Below are 6463 nucleotides of genomic sequence, written 5' to 3' on the forward strand. Positions count from 1 at the left end.
TTTTTTGCATCCTTCAGATTCCGCTCGGATTATGCATTTGCAAATAGAATTCGGGAGATATAAGTCTTGAGCCTCTTGATTCTTCATATAGAATCGATTCGGGAAACCACCCCAAATCAAGTAATCGGAAATGGGAACCTTTTTCCTCTTTTCCTTGGCAATCTTTAAAATTTCCTTGTAAACAAAGGGACGAATCCGGAATGAAACATAACGGCCGCTTAGTTCCTTGGTAAATTCGCTTGAAAGAAGTTTTGAATTTGAACCTGTAATGAATACGGAGCATTGATTCAGACGCAATGTCTTGCACGCAAGTTGCCATCCATCGATGGTTTGCACTTCATCCAGAAAAACATAGCAAAGCCCGCGTTTTTTCTTTTTCAGAACGTAATCAATCAAGTCATTGCCGTTCTTTATGTCCGGAACATTGACTGCGTTTTCAAAATTAAGATAAATCAAGTTGGATGACTTGACTGAAATTTCATCCATAACTTGCTTAAGAATCACAGACTTTCCGCAGCGGCGAATCCCTGTGATAATCTTAATCAAATCAGATTTATAAAAGTCACGAATCGGAACAATGTACTTTTCTCTTAAAATCACTCAAAACCTCTACTGAAAACTTTTTCCAAAATATACAAAAGTTTTCAGTAGAATTTCTGCGATCCATTTGACAATCCCTGAATGTATGCCGATATTATAGTCAAGGAGAACGCCACCATGTTTAATGACAGCTCTTTGACAACCACATTCTGGTACATATTCCTTTTTATCGCATTTCTTGCTTCCGTTAGCCGCGCCGACCTCGTATCTAATGGAATCGCAGTCAATGAATCATCACAACATCCCACGGAGTCTTCGGTACGGACTCCGGGAAGACCATCGTAAACGGTTCCTACGTAAGCCTCAGACTAATGGTCCAGTCAAGGCAGGAAGAGGAAATGGTAGACCTCGCAATCGTAACCGTACCGGATTCAATACATCTAAAAGCTTGTCAGATTGCCCCTATTTTCGCCAAGGACGGGGAAATCGTCGAAATGTATGGCAATGTACCAGGGAAAGGAAAACTGGATAAATACAGAGTCTCCGGACCTGTTTCTGATTACGACTCTCGAATGCCGTTTGATTACGTGTATTCCATCAGCGTAAAGGGTAAACACGGCATTTCCGGCGGTCCACTCTACTATAATGGTCACATCATCGGAATGAACCTTGCCATGCGTACCGACGAGAATGTCACATATTCATACACATCCGATATTCTGATTGACTACCTTGAACAGGCCAATGTCAAAATCAAGCCCAATACAAAGAACAATAAAAAATGCGTGTACCCAATTATCGGATACACACAGAAAAATCAATAGCATAGCAGCATATTAATCTTTTGTGGATTCTTGGAGCCGTAGATTCATTAACATTTTTCCGCAATTTATCTTATAGCCAGCAGTTCCAAAGTTCTGGAGTCCTTTTCTCCGGAAAAGAATTTCTCAAGGACCTTGCCGAAGACTTCAATTTCAGGCGCCACTTCCATGAACAGAGTCATGCACGATTTTAGTTTCAAGTCGTCGGGATACCCCATGACTTCTGTTGCATTGTTATTTTCCAACGCCAGCAACGCCTCTGAAATTTCAACAAGGCGAGTCCTTAAAACATCATCTGCAATGTAAGCCCTGGCCTCATCCTTCGTCAATCCGTAGTATTTTGCCGTTGGGCTATATCCAAGCTCCTTCAGTTGAGGAAAGATGTACCAAATCCAATGGCTTTCTTTGCAGCCAGCCTTAATTTCGTTCAACGCAACTGGATAATCGGATTCCTGGGCGTCTTTAAACCTTTGCAAATCAAAACTCATATTGATAAAACTACTCTACTTTATACAGTTTACCAGGGAGATATCTGGGTTCAATTTTCCCGACGGATAGACATTTGACAATCCCTGCCTCCACCAAAACTTTCTTGGAGAAGTATCAATCCTTTACACAACGAAGGGAAAGGCCCTCATCCTTCAACAGCGAGCCAAAACCCACTACATCATTGATGTTCTTTTTCAGAGAGCGGATGAGTGCTTTGGACGGGCTTCCAATGGGAGGCTCGTTTGTATCCTCATTGGCAGTCCAGAAATAGGCGACAGTACCTAAATCCTTGTATTCCCTAGACCATTTCTCGCCTGCGGGGAGCGCGCCAAAGCCCAACCCATCATTGCCCGGGCCACCCATTTCGCCGAACACATCATTGTATTCAACCTGCCAGTCATTGGTGTTAGAACGAAGAAGTGCACCGACATCGGATTGGCTTGCCTTAGCTTCTGTTTTTGCAAAAGCTTCCAGCTCATTCCAGTCATCGACACTTGCAACATGGAACCCTTCTGGACATGCGCCCTGGACATTTCCTGTCAAGTTCGCGTATTTTTGCTGGTAGGATTTATCGAGGCCCATGGCTGCAGACCAGCTATACAGACGACCATATTTTTGGCAATTCTTTTCGCGACCATCATAGCACCAGCTTTCTGTAGTGCAGAAATTCATATTCTCAGCAAGCCAAACCTGATCGCCAATTTTTACAGTCTTGTACACCTGTCCATCACGGCTATCGCAAATGGAATTTTCGTCAAGAGATAAAGGGCATTCCTTTGCCAATTCCTTGCAAGACCCACCATTTGTGTTTCCAGAAGTTGAGCCTCCATTTTCATCGGAAGAAGTTCCCGAATCGGAGCAAGCAACGAAGAACCCCAAAGCCAGAGTCAAAACCGATTTACTCAGGGTAGAATATTTTTCAAAAAAATTATAGCGTTTCATTCTACTGCAAAAATACCTTTTATTAGAAAAGAAGAAAGATAACTCACCCCATGGTCCAGTCTTCGATGACAAGGCCATCAATGCGTGAGAATTCCTTCACGTTGTGGGTCACGAGGCAACCACCATTAAAGGCACTTGCCGCAATAAGCAAATCGTTGGGACCAATGGGTGCGCCGGCGGTTTCAAGCTGACGCCTGATTTCACCATACGCTGCAGCCTCGGATTTTGAGAAGGGCACGACTTGAAATTCCCGCAGGAACGAATTGTACAGGGCAATGGTCCTTTCGTAATTGTTGCTTTTCCGCGCGCCATATTCAAGCTCCGCGCAGACAACAGACGGAACCACAATGGATGTAGATGGGACTCGTTCAAAATGCTTTCGAATTTCCGGGAACATTCCCTTTACGGCATAGACAATGATGTTTGTGTCCAGGAAGTATTTCACAGTTCCTCCCTGGAAGCATCTAGGGAAGAATCCAATTCTTCGGGTACATCGATGTCCAAGTCCTTACCTGCGCCAAACAAATCCCAGAAGCTGGATGTGTAGGTGCTTTTGGCGGACTGCGCAATATCCAGATCCAGGGCGCAAGGGTATTTCTGTTCCCGCACGACCTGACGCAGAAACATGTTGATACCGACAGAAAGGTTCATTCCCAGGGAATCAAAAACCTGTTCCGCCCCCTTCTTGACTTCGGGATCGATCCTAAAGGTGACTGTGGTAGATGCGGACATGACAACCTCCATATTACACCCCCAGAATATAACTCTTTGTATTTACATTTGCAATACATTCAATTAAAATGTATTCACACAAGTGACCACATTTGGCGTAATTAGGCATTCTTACTCCTTTCGCGCTACAAGCTTCTATTCAGGATTTTATACAAGCGCGATGTTTCGTTAGAAAAGATAGATTTCTATAAGGACAAATTTTGACATTCAAGAAAGATTTTTTCGGGAGAAACAATTCATTTGAGGGATTGAATCCTTCCAAAGGAAATCTTATAGGGGTTCTTTTTGAACCAGGGGAAAACCGAGTAAGTCCACAAGCATCCCATCGGGTGCGCTGGGGTCAAGGTTAATGCCAGCGCCAAAGACTTCCACAAAGGCTGTGGCTATGGCCTGGCGTATTTCGCGAAAGCTCTTGATGGAAATTCCGGAATTGCTGTCGATTGCGACTGCGCCTATTGCCATATCTAAAACGCTCCGATGATGTTTTCATCGTCCTTGCTTCGGACGCTGAACTTTCCGGAAATGTTTCTTCCGTCTGCCTTGATTTCTATGGAGACCACCTCCTTGACGCCATCGACCTTTTCGATCTTCTCGCGGAGTATTTTCTGGGCGACGTCAAGATGGTTCATGGGAAGCCCCGCGACCTTTTCAAGCCAGGGAACGCCATGCTCTCGGTTTGTGAACGCTTCGCCTTCTTCCGTCCTTAAAAGACTGTGAACCGCCTGCTGGACGCGCTTCTGCATACGCGAAATGCGGCAGATATGGTCTCCTTGCAGGAAAATGTCGTGGGAACTGTTGAGGGCCAATTCATTCATTCCCCCTAAATTAGGCACGAAAAAGGCGCCCCCCAATGGAGCGCCAAACTATGCCAAAAGAGACCAAAATTTGAGAAAAATTCAAAAAGGACTTGACAATGTTTTTTTTTGTTTACATTTGGATGGTGGATGAAAAATTACCAAAATAATTACGAAAAATTAGAGGATTGAATATGGGATTCTTCAAGTTATTAGTCGCCATTGGAGCTGCCGCATACGGAATTTCCCCGGTAGACATAATTCCCGATGTCGTTCCAGTTGTTGGCTGGGCGGATGATGTGGGGGTGATTTTGACTGCATTAGCTATTATAGCGAAAGCGTAGAAAAAAATATATATTAAGGATGAAGAACGTACTGAGTTAGTGGGACGAGGTTATCCACTTGAGCCAACTACTTCTTGAAAGCAAGTGCCTGTATGCAGGAGTTTACCGCCCTGCCTTACGTTCTTCACTTTATTATAAAAGACGTTCTTGATGGAGCGTCTTTTTGTTTTTTTAATGTTTTTTTTAACGTTAAATGCCTAGCAAACCCGCATTAAACAAGGGTTTCGCTTTCTTTATGTTTTATAGGAGCTGTTTTTGAACCTGGATAAATCTTGATTTTCTCCAAGGAAAGAGGTATATTAGTGGTATAGGATATGCAAGTAAGCGTAAAGTCCGAAACGCTTTGGATTAGCCTTCAGTTGAAGGAGATTCTTATGGTGAGGTAACGGGCCACCTGCATGTCCTATTTTGTTTTATTTAGGTTGTTTTGATGCTTAGGTAAATCTTAGGGTGATTTTCACCTTTTTGTCGTCAATTTCTGTAGTGACCATTTGCATTTCTCTAAGAAAAGAGGTATGTTGATGGTTGAAGAACGTATTGAGTTAGTGGAAAGAGGTTTACCACTTCGGAAGCTAAGCTTTTTGAACGAAGCCACAGTACCGTATGCAAGAGTTCGCCGCCTTGTCTTACGTTCTTCACTTTATTATAAAAGACGTTCTTGATGGAGCGTCTTTTTATTTTTTTATGTTTTTTTAACGTTAAATGCCTAGCAAACCCGCATTAAACAAGGGTTTGTTTTCTTTATGTTTTATAGGGGCTGTTTTTGAACCTGGATAAATCTGAAAAACTCTCCAAAATTCAGGGAGTTGTTAGGATTGTTTAACACGAATATGTAGTAAACAGCATCTATTTCTTGTTGCGGAAAAAGTTTGCCCAATAAGGATTTTCCTTATCAAACAAATCTTTTTCCTCTTTGGTAAAATTCTTCGGATAGTCACCGAATAAAAACAGAATCTTTTTTTTATCAAAAGATACAGCATAATTCCCCAAAAAATCAATGTAGTCAACCCACCATATTTTATCGTCCTCTTTTTCCTTATAAAACTCGAACTTTCTCGTCTCTTTGTCAACCGTAATCATACTTAACCTCTCCCCATAATATACCTCTTTTCAGTTTTATAAGGGCTGTTTTGACGCCTAGGTAAATCTTTAAGATTTGGACTGCTATAGCTTCAACAAAAGATGAATCAATGATTGAAGGTGTTAAAATTTTCAAAGCCCCATAAATGGTCGAGGACGGCCTCCTGCAAGAGTACCGTCCCCTTTCCAGTCTTACAACGGGTTGCAGCCCTAAAACCTTCAAGCACTCCCAATATACCTCTTTAACCAATAATTGTCAATACCCCATGCCAGAGTTTTATTTAGGTTGTTTTTGACGCCTAGGTAAATCAGAATAAAAAAGTAGAATGTTCTGGCGGCCCGTTACCTCGCCATAAAGTGCGTTACCTTTCGGCACGTGACCAAGTGTTTCGGACTTGACACTTACTAGAAACATTCTACACCTTCAATATACCGCTTTATTCGGAGAATATCAAGTTTTATTTAGGTTGTTTTGATGCTTAGGTAAATCTTAGGGTGATTTTCGCCCTTTTTTTCGTCAATTTCTGTAGAGACCATTTGCATTTCTCTAAGAAAAGAGGTATGTTGATGGTTGAAGAACGTATGAGTTAGTGGAAAGAGGTTTACCACTTCGGAAGCTAAGCTTTTTGAACGAAGCCACAGTACCGTATGCAAGAGTTCGCCGCCTTGTCTTACGTTCTTCACTTTATTATAAAAGACGTTCTTGATGGAGCGTCTTTTT

Annotated in this window: 11 protein-coding genes; 2 read left to right on the forward strand and 9 right to left on the reverse strand. The window is 42.3% G+C overall.

From position 1 onward, the window contains the following. Nucleotides 1-600: AAA family ATPase (locus B7992_RS15825; RefSeq protein ID WP_176421982.1), on the reverse strand; the 600-nt coding region annotated here is incomplete at its 3' end. A 311-nt stretch (nt 601-911) separates the two neighbouring features. On the opposite strand from B7992_RS15825, the gene B7992_RS15830 reads away from it, so the two are divergent. Continuing rightward, a complete protein-coding gene (locus B7992_RS15830) occupies nt 912-1364 on the forward strand; it encodes a hypothetical protein (RefSeq protein WP_088666778.1) in 453 nt (150 codons plus the stop codon). 65 nt (nt 1365-1429) lie between these two features. Here B7992_RS15830 and B7992_RS15835 read toward each other — a convergent pair whose 3' ends face one another. From B7992_RS15835 to B7992_RS15860, 6 genes are all read right to left on the reverse strand, one after another. Beyond that, nucleotides 1430-1849, reverse strand: a complete 420-nt coding sequence (locus tag B7992_RS15835) for a DUF1810 domain-containing protein (protein ID WP_073284614.1) — start codon at nt 1847-1849, stop codon at nt 1430-1432. Between the two features lie 115 nt (nt 1850-1964). Next, nucleotides 1965-2792 carry an FISUMP domain-containing protein gene (locus tag B7992_RS15840; RefSeq protein WP_073284616.1) on the reverse strand — a complete coding sequence of 276 codons (828 nt, stop codon included), beginning with the start codon at nt 2790-2792 and terminating at the stop codon, nt 1965-1967. A gap of 43 nt (nt 2793-2835) precedes the next feature. After that, complete coding sequence (locus B7992_RS15845) at nt 2836-3237, reverse strand: type II toxin-antitoxin system VapC family toxin (RefSeq protein ID WP_073284618.1); 402 nt, start codon at nt 3235-3237, stop codon at nt 2836-2838. After that, nucleotides 3234-3524: a type II toxin-antitoxin system RelB/DinJ family antitoxin gene (locus tag B7992_RS15850; protein ID WP_073284621.1), complete on the reverse strand. Its 291-nt coding sequence runs from the start codon at nt 3522-3524 to the stop codon at nt 3234-3236. Before B7992_RS15850 ends, B7992_RS15845 begins: the two co-directional genes overlap by 4 nt. A 270-nt stretch (nt 3525-3794) precedes the next feature. Continuing rightward, nucleotides 3795-3986 (reverse strand): hypothetical protein, encoded by a 192-nt coding sequence (locus tag B7992_RS15855; protein WP_073284624.1) that lies wholly within the window; start codon nt 3984-3986, stop codon nt 3795-3797. A gap of 2 nt (nt 3987-3988) precedes the next feature. After that, nucleotides 3989-4339, reverse strand: coding sequence for a hypothetical protein (locus B7992_RS15860; protein ID WP_073284627.1), 351 nt, complete (start codon nt 4337-4339; stop codon nt 3989-3991). A 173-nt stretch (nt 4340-4512) separates the two neighbouring features. Here B7992_RS15860 and B7992_RS15865 point away from each other — a divergent pair, with 173 nt between their 5' ends. Next, nucleotides 4513-4662 (forward strand): YkvA family protein, encoded by a 150-nt coding sequence (locus B7992_RS15865; protein ID WP_083539678.1) that lies wholly within the window; start codon nt 4513-4515, stop codon nt 4660-4662. An 846-nt stretch (nt 4663-5508) separates the two neighbouring features. On the opposite strand, the gene B7992_RS15870 is transcribed toward B7992_RS15865, so the two are convergent. Further along, a complete protein-coding gene (locus B7992_RS15870) occupies nt 5509-5742 on the reverse strand; it encodes a hypothetical protein (RefSeq protein WP_073284630.1) in 234 nt (77 codons plus the stop codon). Nucleotides 5743-6204: 462 nt separating this feature from the next. Beyond that, nucleotides 6205-6463, reverse strand: a 259-nt coding sequence (locus B7992_RS17030) for a hypothetical protein (protein ID WP_217897627.1), incomplete at its 5' end; no start/stop codon positions are given.

The organism is Fibrobacter sp. UWH1, from assembly GCF_002210365.1.
Lineage (GTDB): Bacteria > Fibrobacterota > Fibrobacteria > Fibrobacterales > Fibrobacteraceae > Fibrobacter.

Coding starts and splice junctions, on each gene's coding strand:
- B7992_RS15865 (WP_083539678.1), top strand. CDS start 4,513: ATGGGATTCTTCAAGTTATTAGTCGCCATTGGAGCTGCCGCATACGGA.
- B7992_RS15830 (WP_088666778.1), top strand. CDS start 912: ATGGTCCAGTCAAGGCAGGAAGAGGAAATGGTAGACCTCGCAATCGTA.
- B7992_RS15870 (WP_073284630.1), bottom strand. CDS start 5,742: ATGATTACGGTTGACAAAGAGACGAGAAAGTTCGAGTTTTATAAGGAA.
- B7992_RS15855 (WP_073284624.1), bottom strand. CDS start 3,986: ATGGCAATAGGCGCAGTCGCAATCGACAGCAATTCCGGAATTTCCATC.
- B7992_RS15835 (WP_073284614.1), bottom strand. CDS start 1,849: ATGAGTTTTGATTTGCAAAGGTTTAAAGACGCCCAGGAATCCGATTAT.
- B7992_RS15840 (WP_073284616.1), bottom strand. CDS start 2,792: ATGAAACGCTATAATTTTTTTGAAAAATATTCTACCCTGAGTAAATCG.
- B7992_RS15860 (WP_073284627.1), bottom strand. CDS start 4,339: ATGAATGAATTGGCCCTCAACAGTTCCCACGACATTTTCCTGCAAGGA.
- B7992_RS15850 (WP_073284621.1), bottom strand. CDS start 3,524: ATGTCCGCATCTACCACAGTCACCTTTAGGATCGATCCCGAAGTCAAG.